The sequence below is a fragment of the Oceanicaulis sp. HTCC2633 genome, assembly GCF_000152745.1.
In the GTDB taxonomy this organism is placed as follows: Bacteria; Pseudomonadota; Alphaproteobacteria; order Caulobacterales; family Maricaulaceae; genus Oceanicaulis.
Map to the genome: position 1 here is coordinate 243,423 of NZ_CH672428.1, position 14,774 is coordinate 258,196.

At 63.5% G+C, this 14,774-nt stretch carries 17 protein-coding genes; 7 read left to right on the forward strand and 10 right to left on the reverse strand.

The genetic code is table 11. The annotated features are described in order from the left end of the window. The first annotated feature begins 79 nt into the window (after nucleotides 1–79). From clpS to OA2633_RS01285, 3 genes are read left to right on the forward strand one after another with little or no spacing between them, the layout of a single operon-like run. The gene (gene clpS, locus OA2633_RS01275; protein ID WP_009800658.1) at nucleotides 80–406 is read left to right on the forward strand and encodes an ATP-dependent Clp protease adapter ClpS; all 327 of its coding nucleotides are present in this window, start codon (nucleotides 80–82) and stop codon (nucleotides 404–406) included. A gap of 3 nt (nucleotides 407–409) precedes the next feature. Beyond that, nucleotides 410–2,743, forward strand: a complete 2,334-nt coding sequence (clpA, locus tag OA2633_RS01280) for an ATP-dependent Clp protease ATP-binding subunit ClpA (RefSeq protein WP_009800659.1) — start codon at nucleotides 410–412, stop codon at nucleotides 2,741–2,743. Beyond that, nucleotides 2,740–3,978: a S41 family peptidase gene (locus tag OA2633_RS01285; protein ID WP_009800660.1), complete on the forward strand. Its 1,239-nt coding sequence runs from the start codon at nucleotides 2,740–2,742 to the stop codon at nucleotides 3,976–3,978. The genes clpA and OA2633_RS01285 overlap by 4 nt, the downstream gene beginning before the upstream one ends. 7 nt (nucleotides 3,979–3,985) lie before the next feature. Here the strand turns inward: OA2633_RS01285 and OA2633_RS01290 are convergent, their stop codons facing one another. Next, complete coding sequence (locus tag OA2633_RS01290; protein ID WP_009800661.1) at nucleotides 3,986–4,819, reverse strand: alpha/beta fold hydrolase; 834 nt, start codon at nucleotides 4,817–4,819, stop codon at nucleotides 3,986–3,988. Nucleotides 4,820–4,939: 120 nt separating this feature from the next. Between OA2633_RS01290 and OA2633_RS01295 the strand changes: the two genes are divergently transcribed. Further along, nucleotides 4,940–5,380 carry a hypothetical protein gene (locus OA2633_RS01295; protein ID WP_009800662.1) on the forward strand — a complete coding sequence of 147 codons (441 nt, stop codon included), beginning with the start codon at nucleotides 4,940–4,942 and terminating at the stop codon, nucleotides 5,378–5,380. Between the two features lie 6 nt (nucleotides 5,381–5,386). Here the strand turns inward: OA2633_RS01295 and OA2633_RS01300 are convergent, their stop codons facing one another. From OA2633_RS01300 to OA2633_RS01310, 3 genes are all read right to left on the reverse strand, one after another. Then, nucleotides 5,387–5,818, reverse strand: coding sequence for an HIT family protein (locus OA2633_RS01300; protein WP_009800663.1), 432 nt, complete (start codon nucleotides 5,816–5,818; stop codon nucleotides 5,387–5,389). Between the two features lie 64 nt (nucleotides 5,819–5,882). Beyond that, nucleotides 5,883–7,028 carry a GNAT family N-acetyltransferase gene (locus tag OA2633_RS01305; RefSeq protein WP_009800664.1) on the reverse strand — a complete coding sequence of 382 codons (1,146 nt, stop codon included), beginning with the start codon at nucleotides 7,026–7,028 and terminating at the stop codon, nucleotides 5,883–5,885. A gap of 64 nt (nucleotides 7,029–7,092) precedes the next feature. Beyond that, on the reverse strand, nucleotides 7,093–7,554 hold the full coding sequence (locus OA2633_RS01310) for a RidA family protein (protein ID WP_009800665.1): 462 nt from the start codon (nucleotides 7,552–7,554) through the stop codon (nucleotides 7,093–7,095). 148 nt (nucleotides 7,555–7,702) lie between these two features. Here OA2633_RS01310 and OA2633_RS01315 point away from each other — a divergent pair, with 148 nt between their 5' ends. Next, entirely contained in the window at nucleotides 7,703–8,584 is an 882-nt protein-coding gene (locus OA2633_RS01315; RefSeq protein ID WP_241760679.1) for an alpha/beta fold hydrolase, read from the forward strand. Here the strand turns inward: OA2633_RS01315 and OA2633_RS01320 are convergent. The 3 genes from OA2633_RS01320 to OA2633_RS16660 are packed head-to-tail and all read right to left on the reverse strand — an operon-like array spanning nucleotide 8,581 to nucleotide 10,765. After that, nucleotides 8,581–9,858, reverse strand: a complete 1,278-nt coding sequence (locus OA2633_RS01320; protein WP_083783159.1) for a DNA polymerase IV — start codon at nucleotides 9,856–9,858, stop codon at nucleotides 8,581–8,583. The two genes, OA2633_RS01315 and OA2633_RS01320, sit on opposite strands and share 4 nt — an antisense overlap. Further along, complete coding sequence (locus OA2633_RS01325; RefSeq protein WP_009800668.1) at nucleotides 9,858–10,538, reverse strand: ROK family protein; 681 nt, start codon at nucleotides 10,536–10,538, stop codon at nucleotides 9,858–9,860. The genes OA2633_RS01320 and OA2633_RS01325 overlap by 1 nt, the downstream gene beginning before the upstream one ends. Next, entirely contained in the window at nucleotides 10,538–10,765 is a 228-nt protein-coding gene (locus OA2633_RS16660) for an ROK family protein (RefSeq protein WP_206740483.1), read from the reverse strand. Before OA2633_RS16660 ends, OA2633_RS01325 begins: the two co-directional genes overlap by 1 nt. 178 nt (nucleotides 10,766–10,943) lie before the next feature. Between OA2633_RS16660 and OA2633_RS01330 the strand changes: the two genes are divergently transcribed. Then, nucleotides 10,944–11,309 carry a response regulator gene (locus OA2633_RS01330; RefSeq protein ID WP_009800670.1) on the forward strand — a complete coding sequence of 122 codons (366 nt, stop codon included), beginning with the start codon at nucleotides 10,944–10,946 and terminating at the stop codon, nucleotides 11,307–11,309. Between the two features lie 12 nt (nucleotides 11,310–11,321). Continuing rightward, complete coding sequence (locus OA2633_RS01335; protein ID WP_009800671.1) at nucleotides 11,322–12,674, forward strand: PleD family two-component system response regulator; 1,353 nt, start codon at nucleotides 11,322–11,324, stop codon at nucleotides 12,672–12,674. A gap of 58 nt (nucleotides 12,675–12,732) precedes the next feature. Here the strand turns inward: OA2633_RS01335 and rpmG are convergent, their stop codons facing one another. From rpmG to OA2633_RS15085, 3 genes are all read right to left on the reverse strand, one after another. Then, a complete protein-coding gene (gene rpmG, locus OA2633_RS01340; RefSeq protein WP_009800672.1) occupies nucleotides 12,733–12,900 on the reverse strand; it encodes a 50S ribosomal protein L33 in 168 nt (55 codons plus the stop codon). An 87-nt stretch (nucleotides 12,901–12,987) separates the two neighbouring features. Further along, nucleotides 12,988–14,163 carry an MFS transporter gene (locus OA2633_RS01345; RefSeq protein ID WP_009800673.1) on the reverse strand — a complete coding sequence of 392 codons (1,176 nt, stop codon included), beginning with the start codon at nucleotides 14,161–14,163 and terminating at the stop codon, nucleotides 12,988–12,990. Between the two features lie 8 nt (nucleotides 14,164–14,171). Then, nucleotides 14,172–14,759, reverse strand: a complete 588-nt coding sequence (locus OA2633_RS15085; RefSeq protein ID WP_156776031.1) for a hypothetical protein — start codon at nucleotides 14,757–14,759, stop codon at nucleotides 14,172–14,174. Between the last annotated feature and the right edge of the window lie 15 nt (nucleotides 14,760–14,774).

The window sequence follows — 14,774 nt, forward strand, 5'->3', positions numbered from 1 at the left end:
ATTTAATTACAGGATCGATTGCCGCAGCCGAAAAACCGGATCAAGCTGGGGCAAGCTTATATGAGACGCCTGACTGCCCATGAGTGAGCCTAAGAAGCCAGACCTGCCCGATCAGGAGACCGGCGTTACAGTCAAGCCGCGCGCACGGACCAAGCGTCCGTCGATGTACAAGGTTTTGCTGCTCAATGACGACTACACGCCGATGGAGTTCGTCATCGAGGTTCTGGTTCGCATTTTTCACAAGGGGCAAGAAGACGCGACTCGCATCATGCTTCATGTGCACCAGCATGGAGTCGGGGTGTGCGGCGTGTTCACCTACGAGGTCGCCGAGACCAAGGTGGCCCAGGTCATGGACGCTGCGCGTCGCGCTCAGCACCCGTTACAGTGCACGATGGAAAAGGATTAGGCCTTGCCCTCTTTCTCACCCACTCTCGAACGTTCCCTGCATCGCGCCCTGACGGCCGCGACTGAACGCAAGCACGAATACGCCACGCTGGAGCATCTCCTGCTCTCGCTGTGCGAGGATGTGGATGCGTCTGCGGTCATGCGCGCGTGCGATGTGGATGTGGACGAGCTTCGTGACACGCTCAATGAGTATGTAGACGAAGAACTGGCGAGCCTCATGGTGGATGATGGCGAGGACGCCAAACCCACGGCCGGCTTCCAGCGCGTCATCCAGCGCGCGGTGATCCACGTGCAGAATTCCGGTCGCGATGAAGTGACGGGCGCCAATGTGCTGGTCGCGCTCTTCGCCGAGCGCGAAAGCCATGCGGCCTACTTCCTCGCCGAGCGGGACATGACCCGCTATGACGCGGTCAATTACATCTCGCATGGCATCTCCAAGAAGCCGGGCGAATCTGACTCCCGTCCGCCCCGCGGCGCGGATGAAGACGCGGTCGAGCCGGGCGAGGGCGCCGAGGAGAAGGATGACGCGCTGTCGGCCTATTGCGTCGACCTCAACGAGAAGGCCCGCGAAGGCGGCGTCGATCCGCTGATCGGGCGCGAGCATGAGGTGGAGCGCTGCATCCAGGTGCTGTGCCGCCGCCGCAAGAACAACCCGCTGCTGGTGGGCGATCCGGGCGTGGGCAAGACCGCTATCGCCGAGGGTCTGGCGCGCAAGATCGTCGAGAAAGAAGTGCCTGAAGTCCTGGCCGAGGCGACGATCTACTCGCTCGACATGGGCGCGCTTCTCGCGGGTACGCGTTATCGCGGCGACTTTGAAGAGCGCGTGAAACAGGTCGTCAAGGCGCTCGAAGCGCGTCCGAACGCGGTGCTGTTCATTGACGAGATCCACACCGTGATTGGCGCGGGCGCCACCTCTGGCGGCGCGATGGATGCGTCCAACCTGCTCAAGCCGGCCCTGCAACAGGGCGGTCTGCGCTGCATGGGCTCGACCACCTACAAGGAATACCGTCAGCATTTTGAGAAGGACCGTGCGCTGGCGCGTCGCTTCCAGAAGATCGACGTGACCGAGCCGTCCGTTCCGGACGCGATCAAGATCCTCAATGGCCTCAAGCCCTATTTCGAGGAGTTCCACGACATTCGTTTCACCGCGGATGCGCTGAAATCGGCTGTGGAGCTGTCGGATCGCTATATCGGCGATCGCAAACTGCCCGATAAAGCCATCGACGTGATCGACGAGGCCGGCGCCTCCATGCGTCTGGTTCCGGCGTCCAAGCGCAAGAAGACCATTGGCGTGAAAGAGATCGAGGCGGTGGTCGCCAAGATCGCGCGCATCCCCCCGAAATCGGTCTCCAAGTCCGACGAGGCGGTGCTGCGGGATCTGGAAAACTCGCTCAAGCGCGTGGTCTTCGGTCAGGACGATGCGATCGAGAAGCTCGCCAGCGCCATCAAGCTGGCGCGTGCGGGTCTGCGTGAACCGAACAAACCCATCGGCTCGTACCTGTTCTCCGGCCCCACCGGGGTGGGCAAGACCGAAGTCGCCCGCCAGCTGGCGGACACGCTGGGCGTCGAGCTGCTGCGCTTTGACATGTCCGAATACATGGAGCGCCACACGGTGAGCCGTCTTCTGGGCGCGCCTCCGGGCTATGTGGGCTATGACCAGGGCGGCCAGCTGACCGACGCCATCGACCAGCATCCGCACTCGGTGCTGCTGCTCGATGAAATCGAGAAAGCGCACCCGGACATCTTCAACATCCTGTTGCAGGTGATGGATAATGGTCAGCTAACCGACGCCAACGGCAAGTCGGTGGACTGCCGCAATGTCATCCTGATCATGACTTCCAACGCCGGGGCCGCCGACGCCGCCAAGGAAGCCATCGGCTTTGGACGTGGCAAGCGCGACGGCGAGGATCAGGCGGCGATTGAGCGTCTGTTCACGCCGGAATTCCGCAACCGTCTGGACGCGATCATCCCGTTCTCGGGCCTCAAGATCGAAGTCATTGGTCGGGTGGTCGAGAAATTCGTCCTGCAGCTTGAAGCACAACTGGCCGATCGCGGCGTGACGTTTGAGCTGACCGAGGCGGCGACCCGCTGGCTGGGCGAGCGCGGCTATGACGAGAAGTTTGGCGCCCGTCCGCTGAGCCGGGTCATTCAGGATCATATCAAGAAGCCTCTGGCGGAAGAGATCCTGTTTGGTCAGCTCAAGAAGGGCGGCGTGGTGAAGGTGGATGTGGACGCCGCCGACCCCGAACGCCTCGATTTCGAGATCATTCCGGGTGATCGCCTGAATGACGCCAAGCCCAAGCGAAAACCGAAAAAGACAAAAGAAACAGTGAAGTGATCAAAAACCTTCATGCTTGCGCGCCGCTGATCCTCAGCGGCGCGTTCGTTTTCGGCGTCAGCGCTCAAGCGCAAACGCCCGATTACCGCGCCGACGCTGAATATTTGCTCGATCTGATCGACGAAGAGTACGCCTATTTTGAGCGGTTTGACGGGCGTAATCCGGCCCGGGGCGCGAACGGTGTTGATCTCGACGCGGTCACGGATTCTGTGAGCCTGCTGCGCTTTGCCGAATGCGCCATCAACGCCATTCAGGACCATCACGCCATTCTGGGCATTTCCTCGCGCAGCTCTTACGGGCTGACGCCGAGCTATAACGATCTGTGGGTCGAGCATCGTGACGGCGCCTATGTCATCACCGATGTGCGCGACGGATCCCCGGCGCAGGCTGCGGGCGTGATGCCGGGCTGGCGTCTGGTCGCGGTGGCGGGGCAGTCGATGGACGAGGCCGTATCCGAGCTTTGCGGCGGCCCTTATGACAGCGACGCCGCGAAAGGCTATGCCGCGCGGGTTCTGGCGGCGGGACCGCGGGACCAGGCGCGAGCGTTTGTCTTTCTTGACGCCAGCGGTCAGGAACAGGCCCTGAGTCTGCCCAATCTTTATCAGGTCGAGACGCCCGATCGGCCGCTCATCAGCGTGACGGAGCATGACGGCATCCGGGTTCTGCGGTTCAACAATTCATTGGGCGAGGATGGCCTGATCGCCGCCATTGATGAAGCGCTGTCCGGCGAACGCCCGGACGGGCTGGTGATTGATCTGCGCGATACGCCCAGCGGCGGCGACACCCTTTATGCCCGCGCCCTTATGGGGCGTCTGATCGATGAGACACGACCCTATCAACGCCATGCCTTCCCGCAGATCGAACGCGACACCGGCGTCGCCCGGCAATGGGTGGAAGAGGTGTTGCCGCGGGGCGACAGCCTGGCCGGTGTGCCGGTCGTGGTGATCTCCGGGCGCTGGACCGGCTCGATGGGCGAAGGTCTAACCATAGGTCTCGACGCCGTGGCGGACGCCGTCACCCTCGGCGCGCCCATGGCGGGGCTTCTGGGCGCGATCTATGATTATGAACTGCCCGAAACCGGCTGGACGGTGAAATTGCCCACCGAGGCGCTGTTTCATGTGAACGGCACGCCGCGCGAAGCCTATGTAGCGGACATCCCGCTTGAAAGCGCGGATCTGCGCGGGCCGAGCGGTGAGGACCTGGCGCTTGAACGGGCGTTGAACCTACTAAGATAAGTCGGACTTAGCCCTGCTGACCTGCGGTCAAAAAAGGCAGAACTCGCTCGACAACACGCGGGTCCCGCAGAATGCCGCGATGGCCGACGCCTTCAATCACCTCTGATACGGCGTCGGGCCAGGCGCTGGCGATGCGCTCGGCGCAGACGGGCGGGGCGATCTGGTCGTTCTCGCCGTGCAGGATCAAAGCGGGCGCCGTGAAATTGGGCGCATCCAGCGTGATGTCGAGATTGGCGGCGGGCTCGCCAAAGCTCTCGCTCACTGCTTCGAGCATCAGGGCGACGGCGCGCTGTGATAATCCCATCGCTTCGCCTTGAAACGCCATATTGCGGGGCAGGGCGTCCGGCGCGCCCAGGCCCACCACGCGGCCCGGCGCCAAGCCGTGCCGGGCCATGGCCAGAACGGTGGCGGGCAGGCCCATGGAATGAGCGATCACGGCGTGCGGTTGGCCCAGTTGCGTCCCCGCTGCGCCCAGACCTTCCGCGAAAAGCAGGATATAGGCCTTGTGGCCTTCGCTCTGACCATGGGCAGGGCCGTCGATCAGCGCGACCGAGAACCCGGCCTCCATCACGGCCTGACCCAGCGTGGAGAGATCCGCGCTATCGGCTTCCCAGCCATGCTGGAAGAAAACGAGCGGTCCTTTGCCGCCGCGATAGACGCGCTGCTTGCCTTGCGGTCCCTCAAAGCTCGCCTTCTCAAGGCTTTCCAGCCAGTCGCGACCGTTATCGGTCTGCTGCTTCACGCGCGGGCGTGTGAACTGACGCTGCACCGACGCCTTGAACGTGCGCGGAAACATCACGGCGGTGGCGTTGGCGGCGATCGAGAAGGTTGAAGCAGGCATGACTCAGTCTCAGGACTTTGAAAGCGGACACGCTAGGTCGTTTCCCCTTGTGGGCAAAGCGTCTGGCGTGCATGTCTGTCATAAAGAAATGACTGAGCCGCTGTTTGAAGGGAGCCGCCCATGATCCTGTCCGTTCTCGCCCTCACGCTGACGATGACCCCCACGCCCGATACGCCTGTGACGGGGCGCGTTGTGGCGGTGGATTTCACACAGGAACCCGCGCTGGTGGAAACGTTTGGCGGTCGGCGCTTCTATGTCGAGGACGATCTGGGTGATCCCCGCTCGCGTCTGGTCTGGATCGCCTATGACTGTCAGGGCGAGGAGATGGCGCGCACCTATCCCTTTGATCCGCGCTGGAGCAGTGGCGGCCATGCCGAGGCGGACCCGTCCGGTGAACTGGGCCCGCGTTCCGGCGCAGGGCTGGACGACTGGCCGCTTGAGGACGCTGACGCCATTCTGCCTGTGAACGCCGCCCGTTTCGAGATCATCGAGCGGGACGCCCAGGGCGAGACCCTGACGGTCCACGGCCCCTTCGACATGCCGGAGGTCTGGTGTGAATAGCGGCGCCTAGAGCGCCGCCTTGATCTTTTCGCACAGGGCGTTGAGCTCATCCATATCCGCCTGGCCCGCGCTGCCATGGCCGGCGATGTCCTGGCCTTCCCAGCGGGGAATGATGTGGAAATGGATGTGGTAGACGGTCTGGCCGGCCGGCGCGCCGTTGAACTGTGCGATGGTGACGCCATCAGGCTTGAGCGCGGTTTCGACGGCTTTGGCGACCTTCTTGACGCGCTTGACCGCCTCGGCGGCGCCAGCATCAGAAATCTCGAGAAGATTGCGCGCAGCCTCCTTGGGGATGACCAGGGTATGCCCTTTGCTTTGCGGGAAGATGTCCATGAAGGACAGCACATGCTCGTCCTCATAGACCTTTACGCAGGGCGCTTCGCCGCGCAGGATCTTGGCGAAGATGTTCTGGTCGTCATAGGTCCCGTGAAGGCTCATGGCGGGTCTCCCGATTGCAAAGGCTTTGGGGTGTGGTAGCGCGAACCGGAGGGCGGTCCAAGACCTAACCGTCCTTGCGATAGGGGCTGTCTGCGTCTAACGCCTGACGCTCGGTTTCCACCGCCCGGCGCTCGGACCGCAGATAGCGATCCACCGCGCCCTGAAGGCCCTCATGGACCACATCATGGGTGGAATAGACGAGCTGCGGGCGATAGCCGCGCGCCAGCTTGTGTCCGCCCTGTGCACCCGCTTCGACCCGTTTGAGGCCGTGGGCGAGGGCGTAGTCGATGGCCTGATGATAGCAAAGCTCGAAATGGAGCTGGTCGGCGAAGCGAAGCGCACCCCAGTACCGGCCATAGAGCGTGTCCGATCCGATGAAGTTCAGGGCGCTGGCGATATGGGTTTCGCCCTCCTTCGCCATCACCAGCAGCACCTTGTCGGCCATGCGCTCATGGATCAGGGAAAAGAACTCGCGGTTGAGATAGGGCGTGCCCCATTTGCGCGCGCCGGTATCCTGATAACAGGCGAAGAACACGTCCCAATGGTGTTCGGTCAGCGCGTCGCCGGTGAGCTGTTCGATCGTGACCGCTTGCTGGGCGATCTTGCGTTCCTTTCTTAAGGCCTTGCGCTTTCTTGAGGAGAGGGCGGCGAGGAAGCCTTCATAATCGCCATAGTCCTCGTCCTCCCAGATGAACTGGATGTCCTGCCGCGCCAGCAAACCTGCGCCGGTCAGGTCGGCCTGGGTGGGGGCGTCGGGGAAGAGTACGTGCCAGCTTGACAGATCGAGCTCGCGCACGGCGTGCCGGCCAGCCTGGATCAAGGCGCTGCGTATGTCGGGATCGCGGCTCAGCACACGCCGGCCGGTCGCGGGGGTGAAGGGAATGGCGGTCAGCAGCTTGGGGTAATAGGCGCCGCCGGCGCGCTCCAGCGCATCCGCCCAGGCATGATCAAAGACATATTCGCCATACGAATGCCCTTTCACATAGAGCGGCATCACGCCGAGAACCTGCCCGGCATCGTCCTCGGCGATCAGATGGCGCGGGCCCCAGCCCGTTTCCTCCACGGCGCTGCCGGAGGTTTCCAGGGCATCCAGGAAATCCCAGCTCAGGAACGGGTCATAGGGCTGATCCTCCGGATTGGCGCATCGATCCCAGTCTGCGGGATCGATCTGCGCCATAGCGGTGATCATGCGCACGGAGATGTCGGTCATGACCCGTCCAGAAGCCTGCTCAGCGCCTCGATATAGGGTGGCGGGACCCGTTCTTCGAGCGGGATCACGCGATCTCGATCACCGCATCCACTTCCACGGCTGCGTTCAGCGGCAGAACCGCTACTCCGACGGCGGACCGGGCGTGGCGACCGGCGTCGCCGAACACCTCGACCATGAGGTCGGATGCGCCGTTGATCACCTTGGGTATGTCATGAAAGTCCGGATGGGCGTTGACGAATCCGCCCAGCTTCACGACACGCAGCACGCGGGTGAGATTGCCGTCACAGGCGGATTTGAACTGGGCGATCAGGTTCAACGCGCACAGACGCGCGGCGGCCTGTCCGTCTTCCAGCGTCAGGCCGTCGCCCAGACGCCCGGTCACCAGACCGGTCGGGCCCATCGAGATCTGACCGGAAATATGGACGGTCTGACCGGTTTGCACGTGCGGCACGTAATTGGCTACGGGCGCCGCAGCTTCGGGCAGGGTGAGGCCCAGTTCTTTCAGGCGGGATTCAATTTCGGCCATGGGGCAAGCTCCGATTGGAAGTGGACCGCTTCAATTAGGCGCCTGAGAGACGATCTGGCAATGAGGGCGGCGGGTTGAATTCAGTGGGCCCGCCCGGCATGGTGCCTTTTAACGATAAGGTGAGCTGATGGCGCGCGATGCAGCGAGCATGACATCGCAGAGACCCGTCCGACTGCGGACAGCCGACGGCAAGTTGCTGTCCGGCGTCTTTCTCGTGCCGCAAGCGCCAAACGCCGTGATGGTGATCAATCCGGCGACCGGTTACCGCAAGGATTTCTATCTCCCATTCGCCGAAGCCGCGGCGGAGAACGGCTGGGCCGTACTGATCTACGATTACCGGGGGCAGGGGGAATCCGCGCGCTGCCATCCGCGTCGGGAGACCGCGCGCATGCTCGACTGGGCGCGTTATGATATTCCCGCAGCCGCCGAGGCGGCCTGCCAGGCCTTTCCAGGCCTTCCGCTCGATATTGTCGGCCATTCCATAGGCGGGCAGTTCGCCGCGCTGATCGATCCTTCTCTGCCGGTGCGTCGACTGGCGCTGCTGTCGGCGTCCTCGGGGTATTGGGGCGAGCAGTCCGCACCGCTGAAATACTTCGCCTGGGCGTTCTGGCGGGTTTTCGGCCCGGCCTATCTTCTGCTGCGCGGGCATATCCCCAAAGGCGTGTTCTGGCGCGGCGAACCCCTGCCGCCGCGCGTTTGGGCGGACTGGCGGGATTTCGGGGTCAATCCCGAGTGCTTCCGGGACGCCATCGCGGAGCTGGGCCTGACCTCGCGCTATGAAGGATTCACCGCGCCGGTGCGCGCCTGGACGCCGGATGACGACCCGATCGCCAATCCACAGTCTGTGCGCTGGTTGCTGGAGCGTTATGAAAACGCCCAGACGGAAATGAAACTGGTCAGCCATGAAGACGCCGGTCGCGGCGCGCTGGGTCATGACGGGCTGTTCCGGTCCAAGATGGCTGATGTGTTCTGGCCGCAGGTGTTCCGCTGGCTGTCCCAGGACGCTCACCGTCTGGCGCGAAGCGGCTAGTCGCGATCTTTCTTCAGCATCCGGCCCTTGATGATGGCCGCCTCGCCGAACTTGGCGCGCGCCGCATCCATGGCGCGTTCGGCGGCGGCGCGTTTGAGCGCATTGGGATCGAGCAGATCGCCGGCATCCGCGATGGCGGGCTCGAGCACCGAATACCCCGCGCCGATCAGCCGGTAGCGCACGCCGTCGGGCTCCTTGTCGAGCATGTCGCAGCTGATGCGATATAGCGTGTCCGCCAGCTGTGCGGGATCGGTGAGGGTGCGCCGTCGTGTGATCGTGCGAAACCTGTCGGTCTTGATCTTCAACGTCACCACGCGCCCGGCGACGCCCTGGGCCTTCATCCGGTCAGCAACCTTCACGCAAAGCGGCCAGAGCCGGTCCTTGAGGACAGACTTGTCTGAGACATCATCATTGAAGGTCGTCTCGGCAGAGACCGATTTGCGCTCGCGCTCGGGGCTGACCTTGCGGTCATCCTGAGCGCGCGCCAGCCGGGCGAGCCGCAGACCGGAATCGCCGTACTTGCGCGCCAGATCGCCCTCAGACCGCCTGAGCACGTCAGACAGGGTGTAGAGCCCGTCCGCATTGAGTTTCTTGCCCAGCACGGGGCCCACGCCATAGACATCCCCCACCTTCATCTGCGCCAGGAAGGCTGGCGCGTCCGCCCGGCCGATCACAGAGAACCCGTTGGGCTTGTCGAGATCAGAGGCGGTCTTGGCGAGAAACTTGTTGAAGCTGAGGCCCACAGACACGGTAACCCCGACCTCGTTGAGGATGCGGCGTTGCAGGCGCAGCAAGGTCAGGGCGGGCGGGGCCCCGTGCAGCTTCTCCGTGCCCGACAGATCCAGAAAGGCCTCGTCTATGGAGAGCGGCTCCACAAGCGGGGTCACATCCTCCATCATGGCGCGGATGCGTTTGCCCTCGGCGGCGTAGACCGCCATGCGCGGGCGCACGACGACCGCATCGGGACAGGCTTTGAGCGCCTTGAACATGGGCATGGCTGACTTCACGCCATAAAGGCGCGCCACATAGCAGGCGGTGGAGACCACGCCGCGCTTGCCGCCGCCGATGATCACCGGCTGGTCCTCGAGCTCGGGATTGTCGCGTTTCTCGACCGAGGCGAAAAAGGCGTCGCAGTCGATATGGGCGATCGCGAGCGTGTTGAGTTCGGCGTGATGCAGCACCGGACCGCGCCCGCATCGGGCGCATTTCGCACCGGGTGCAGCGGGCGCCAGACAGCTGCGGCAGTAGCCGGCATGTGCGGGAGAGGAAGACATCAGTTGTCATCCCATAGCCAGGCCGCGCCGCGCACGCCCGAGCTGTCGCCATGAAGGGGCGTGCGGATTCGGGCGACCAGATCATCGCCGGAGAGCCAGTGCGGCAGACGTTTTGCGAGCGTGTCCGCAAATCCGTCCAGGTTCGACAGGCCGCCGCCCAGCACGATGACCTCCGGATCCACGATCTTGATCACGCTGGTCAGCGCGCGGGCGAATCGGTCCGCATGGCGGTCGAGACTGAGCTGGCAGGCCTTGTCGCCCAGTTTCGCTGCGGCGGCGATTTCCGGCGCGCTCAACGATCGCCCCGTCTGGCGCTCATGGTCACGCGACAAGGCGGGACCGGAACACCAGGCCTCCACGCATCCTGATCTTCCGCAATAACAGGCCGGGTCGGCCGCCCGCTCCTCAGCAGTCAGATAGGGCAGGGCCATGTGCCCCCATTCGCCAGCGCTTGCGTCCGCCCCTCTCACCAGCCTGCCGTTCAGGACGAGGCCGCCGCCCACGCCGGTTCCCGCAATGACGCCGAACATGCTCAGAGCGCCGGCGGCTGCACCGTCCCGCGCCTCAGACAGGGCGAAGCAGTTGGCGTCATTGGCGCAGCGTACGGCGCGGTTCAGTCGCCGGGAGAGATCCTGATCAAGGGGACGGCCGTTCAATGCAATGAGATTGGAATGCCGCATCAGCCCGGTTCTGGGGCTGAGCGATCCGGGATGGCACAGGCCCACAGGCAGGGGGGTGACAGACCGGCTTCACGTTCGACCTTCGTCACCAGGTCCGCGATGGCGTCCAGTGTTTCAAGATAGTCGCGAGATACGGGCGAGCGGCGACGCAAGACGCACGCGCCGCTGTCTTCAACCAGGGCCGCCTCGATTTTCGTGCCTCCGAGATCCACGCCTAAACGTAACACGTGTCGCCTCTTTTTGATCGCATCCGACGTTCATATCTTGTTCTAATCGTCCTGCGAAGGCGGCGACTCATTCTTGATTAAGGAAAGTCGGGTTAAATGCACTCTGGATGGTCAAAACGCTCACGCTGCAAAGACGGCGGGGCGAATTGGGGAAAGCGCGGTTATAATGCTGCAGGTCATGTCCAAAAAAGTTCTGATCGTTGAAGACAACGAGCTGAACATGAAGCTCTTTCGTGATCTGCTCGAAGCGCACGGCTATGAGACCGTGCAGACCAGCGAAGGCCTCAAGGCGCTCGATATGGCGCGTGAGCACAAGCCGGATCTGATCCTCATGGATATCCAGCTGCCCGAAGTGTCCGGGCTGGATGTCACCAAATGGATCAAGAATGATGACGAATTGTCGGCCATTCCCGTGGTGGCCGTGACCGCATTCGCCATGAAGGGCGATGAGGAACGCATTCGTGAAGGCGGCTGCGAGGGCTATCTGTCCAAGCCGATCACGGTTGCCTCCTTCATCAAAACGGTTCGGGACTTTCTCGACTAGAAGGAGACACGGGTGAGCGCGCGCATACTGGTCGTTGATGACATCGAGACGAACCGCCGCCTGCTGGAAGCACGCCTGACGGCTGAGTATTTCGATGTCTTGATGGCGCAGGACGGACCGACCTGTCTCGATCTGGCCCGGTGCGAGAAACCGGATGTGATCCTGCTCGACATCATGATGCCGGGCATGGACGGCTTTGAGACCTGTCGCCGTCTGAAGGCGGACCCTGAAACCCGGCATATTCCTGTTGTGATGGTCACCGCGCTGGATCAGCGCTCGGACCGGATTCGCGGCCTGGAAGCCGGCGCAGACGAGTTTCTCACCAAACCGGTGGATGATGTGGCGCTGTTTGCACGGGTGCGCTCCTTGCTGCGCCTGACGAGCGTCATGGATGAATTGCGCCAGCGTGAGAGCAATGGCGTTGAGATGTTGCCCTTCGAGCCCGCCAATGGCGGCGGTCGCGTCATTGTGGCGGCGGCCGACCAGGCGGCCGCGCACCGCATCGCCCGAGCCTTGCCCGCAACGCTGGATGCGCATGGTTATGGCGATCCCAAGATCGCCATTTCCCAGGCGCGTCACGCTGATCTTGTAATCGTTGATCTCAGCTCGCCGCGCTTTGACGGTTTGCGCCTGTGTGCGCGCATCCGCTCGGACGTGGACACACGGCAGGTGCCGCTTCTGGGCGTGGTCGACGAAATGGACAAGCGCACCATGGTGCGCGCGCTCGATCTGGGCGTGAACGATGTGATTTCGCGCCCGCTCGATCCGGGCGAGCTGTCTGCGCGCAGCGCCACCCAGCTCAAGCGCAAGCGTTATGCGGATGCCCTGCGGGACCGTCTGGATGAAAGCCTTGAGATGTCGGTGCGCGATGCGCTGACCGGGCTGTTCAATCGTCGCTATACAGTGTCGCGCCTGCGCCAGGCGCTCGATGGCCTGCGCGCCAATCATGAGCCGCTGACCACAGCGCTGATCGATATCGACCATTTCAAGCGGATCAACGACACCTGGGGCCATAATGCCGGCGACCAGGTGCTCAAGGAGATCTGCGCCCGTCTGAACGAGCAGTTACGCGCCATCGATATTGCCGGCCGCTATGGCGGCGAGGAATTCCTGGTGGTGTTCTCCAACACCACTGCGCGCGAAGCCTGTGACGCCATGGAGCGGGCCCGTCTGGCGGTCTGCGCCACCCCCGTGACCCTGCGCGAGACCGGCGACATCATCAATGTCACCATGAGCGTCGGCGTGGCGGAAGCCTTCATGGACGATAGCGTCGAGGCGCTGATCGAGCGGGCGGACACGGCGCTTTATGACGCCAAGCGGTCCGGACGGAACCGGGTGATCGAGGCAAAACGAAAAGCCGCCTGAACCAACAGGCGGCTTTCCTCAATCCGGATAGACCAATAAATCGCGCTGAAGCGCAGACTTACTTGATCTTGCCTTCTTTAAACTCGACGTGCTTGCGCGCGACCGGGTCGTACTTTTTCAGAACGAGTTTCTCGGTCATCGTGCGGGCGTTTTTCTTGGTCACGTAGAAATAGCCCGTGCCCGCCGTCGAGTTCAGGCGGATTTTGATGGTAGTCGGCTTGGCCATAGTCGCGCACCCGTACACAAAAACTTGGCGCGCCAGACACAAGTCCGGCGCAACGAGCCGCGGAACATACTCGCGCCTGCGCTGCTGTCAATGCTGCGAACGCTGTTTGCTCAGTAGAGACAGAACGAAGTACAGCCCGGCCATCGCGGCGAAGGCGGCCATCAGGCCCCACGGATCTGCAATATCCATGGAAATGCCGCCCAGGGCCGGGCCCAGAAGCGAGCCCAGGCCATAGGCGAAGATGAAGGCTGCGTTGGCCGAGGCGAGGGCGCCGGGCTGAACGCGCTCCCCGATCATGGCGAGCCCGATGGTGTAGAAGGCGCTGCTGGCCCCCACAAAGAAGAAGACCATGGGGATGAGAAGCCACAGATTCGCGCCCGCGAGCCCCATGGCGACCGACAGAATCACGGCGCTCAGCGCCACACCCGACAGGGTGCGGTCCCGGCCGGTGCGATCGGCCAGCTTGCCGAGCGGGATCTGAAGGGCGATCGCTCCCAGGGCGCCTATGGCGACCAGCAGGCCCACGCCCTGTTCGGCGATGCCGATCCGCTCGGCGTAGACCGGCATGAGCGAGAAGACATTGGTTTCAAGTCCGCCGAAGACCAGCCCGGCCAGAATCGCCAGGGGCGCAAGCCGTCCGGCGCTCAGCAGGCTTTTAAGCCCGGCCTCGTCCGGACTGGGCGGTTTGATCTGAGGGCCCTTCAGAATGAGGATCGGAAGCGCGCCCAGCGCATAGATCACCCCGCCTGCGATCCAAGGCGTCCAGCCTTCCGATCCCAGTAGCGACAACAACAATCCGCCCGAGCCGAAACCACCCGACAGCACGGTGGCGTAGACCGCCAGCAGGCTGGCGCGGCTTTCGGGTTTGGCCAGCTGATTGATCCACGTTTCGCTGGCGACGAAGATGATCGTCACCGACAGGCCCATGACAAAGCGTAGCCCGAACCAGACCAGGGGGTCGGGCATGGCCGGAAAGAGGACAAACCCTGCCGCCGTGATCAGTGCGCAGATCACCACGGTCTGACGCGGCGGCGTGCGCGCCATCAGCGCCGGGATGAGCGGCGTCGCCAGAAGCGTTGAGAGTGCCGCGGCGGCGGCGTTCGTGCCCACAATGGCGGCTGAGCCGGTCATGGCCTCGAGATTGAGCGCCACCAGCGGCATCAGCAGGCCGAAGCCGCATCCCGCGAGGGCGGCGCAGCAGATCGCCGCGATCAGCGAGCGGGTGCGGGCAAGGTCTGGCGAGGTGAGGAAGCTGGCGATCATCGCCGGGCCTATAGCCGGACTTCCTGCCTTTGTCCCGCCCGGAATGACACCATCAGCGGGCGCGGTCGTCCGCCCAGCGAGGCCAGGGCGGTTTCAGCAAAGACATTGAGCGCCTCATCCCTGAGCAGCTCGGGCGCTCTTTCAGGATTGACCCAGGCGATGCGCTCTCCGCCCCTGCGCTTGACCGAGTTGGAGATGCGGGCGACAGGCGCGGTGAATACCCGGACATGGCGGCGCGTCTCTGCGTCAGCCGGATCGAGCGCGCGGCCCAGATAGGTCAGGCTGTCGCGGTCGGGCTGGAGATGGTGACGGGTCAGGCGCGCCCAGGGGTTTGTGCCCGGCACGTGCACATCAGACGCGAGCGGTCTTGCCAGAAGCTGGCCCAGCTCTTCAGACAGCGCGCGAATGGCGGCGTCCATATAGGCGCCGGTCTGCTTTTCGGGCGATCCAAGGCGCTTGCGGGAGATCACGGGTCCGCCAAATGCGTCGAGGCCGTCGCCGCGCGCCGGCCGCGCCATCGGCAAGCCGTACCCGTTTTCCGTCCGCACCAGCGCAATCTGGCGCGAATGCGGGTCGGCCAGCAGTATGGTCGCCATATTGATCGGGCGCCC